Consider the following 1,889-nt stretch of genomic DNA (forward strand, 5'->3'; position numbering starts at 1 on the left):
TTCTTACCAAACCCCCCCCTGTTCTGTTCTGCTGGGGGTATTCAGGTGTTGGGGGGCGGGGGTGTCCCCACCCCCGGCCCGCCGACGTTCTGCGATCAGAAGACCGGCACGCCCTCGCGTACCAGTCGCCAGTTGGGCTGGAAGAAGTCGGCCGGGTTGATCGTCCCCTTGGCCTGCGCCCAGTCGATGAGCAGCTGGCGGATCTCCTGCTGCGCGTTGTAGACCTGGGTCTTCACGATGCCGGGGAAGTTGCCGCCGCCGCTGCGCCGGTAGTTGTTGACCGCCATCACGAACTGCGCGTCGGGCGCCACCGGGGTGTCGGTGCCGGGCAGCACCAGCCGGGTGATCCGCTGGCCGACCGCCTTGGAGATGTCGATGTCGTAGTCCAGGCCGGAGAGCGCGTCGTAGTTGTAGTCCGGCACTGACGGGTCGTTGATCTGCTCCGGGTCGACCGGTGCGCCCGGGGCGAGGGTCCGGAAGTACTTCGCCGAGTACTCCAGGTACGCGCGCACCTCGGCACCGCTGAGCACGACCGCTTCGAGCGTGTTGTCGAACACGTACAACCCGGCCACGTCACGGATCTTGACGTCGCCGGCGGGGAAGACCGCGGTACGGCTGAACGGCGAGGCCTGCGACAGCACCGGCAGGCTGGCGTATTGCGTGCCGGCCAGCGCCTTCGTGACGGTCTCGGCCTGGACGTGGTTGATGAAGTCCAGGATGGGGGTGTCCTTGTACCGGGACTCCACCGTGGACATCTCCACGGTTGCCTGGGCCACCACCTGGTTCACGTACGCGATGGTCTTCTGGTGTTGGGCCCGCACGGCGGCGAGCACCTTCGGGTCCTCGGCCACCGTGTTGGTGTTCAGCATGGTGGCGGCCTTCTTGGTGATCGTCCAGCGGCCATGCTCACGGGCGAGGGTGAAGTCCATCCGGGTGAGCCGCTGGCCCCACTTCGACGGCTCGGAGAGCAGCACCTGCGCACCGGTCCGCTCGTTGGTGACGAACCGCTCGACCACCTCGTTGTGGGCGTGCCCGAAGAGGATCGCGTCGATCCCCGGCACCTGCTGGGCGATGAGCGCCACCGGGTTCTCGTTCGGCAGCTCCGGGCCGTAGCTGGAGGTGCCGCTGTCGCCGCCGTGGGCGGAGATCAGCACGAGGTCCGCGCCGCGGGCCCGCATGATCGGCACCCACTTCGCGGCGGTCGCCACCATGTCGTCGAAGCGCAGCCTGCCCTCGACGTTGCCCTTGTCCCAGATGGCCACGCCGGGGTTGGTCAGGCCGAGGATGCCGACCCGCAGGGTCGGCGCCGCGAAGCCGAGGGAGACCTTCTTGATGACGTACGGCAGGAAGGCGGGCTTGCCGGTCTTCGCGTTGATCGCGTTCGCGGCGAGCGCCGGGAAGCCGAGCTGGCGGATCCACAGGTCCAGCAACGGCAGGCCGTAGTTGAACTCGTGGTTGCCCAGCGTCACGGCGTCGTAGTCGATGACGTTCATGGCCCGGGCCATCGGGTGCTTCTCGCCGGTGGCGGTGATCGGCTCCTGCTTGGCGTAGTACGTGGCGAGGGGGGTGCCCTGGATGGTGTCGCCGGCGTCGAGGACCAGGGTGGCCTTGCCGCGCCGCTCGGCGCGGATCTGGTTGATCAGGGTCGCCAGCTTCGCGACACCGATGTCGTTGTGCTTGCTGTCGTCGTACTCGGCGTCGCGGTAGTAGTCCCAGTTGTAGACGTTGCCGTGGGTGTCCGACGTGCCGAGCAGCGTGAGGTCCCAGGTGCGCGACCGGGTCGCGCCCGCCGCCTGCGCGGGGGCGGCGGCGATCAGCGGGGCGGTGGGCGCCCCGGCCGGGCCCGGGGGCCACCCGCCCCGGGCCCGGCCCCGTCCATAGGGAAATTA

The 1,889-nt window shown here is 68.9% G+C and carries 1 protein-coding gene; it reads right to left on the reverse strand.

Annotated elements, in window-relative coordinates; translation table 11 throughout:
- Positions 1 to 95: 95 nt before the first annotated feature.
- Complete coding sequence (locus AB0J68_RS31740) at positions 96 to 1,817, reverse strand: 5'-nucleotidase C-terminal domain-containing protein (RefSeq protein ID WP_363942524.1); 1,722 nt, start codon at positions 1,815 to 1,817, stop codon at positions 96 to 98.
- Between the last annotated feature and the right edge of the window lie 72 nt (positions 1,818 to 1,889).

It is taken from the genome of Micromonospora sp. NPDC049580, from assembly GCF_040675595.1.
Classification (GTDB): Bacteria; Actinomycetota; Actinomycetes; order Mycobacteriales; family Micromonosporaceae; genus Micromonospora.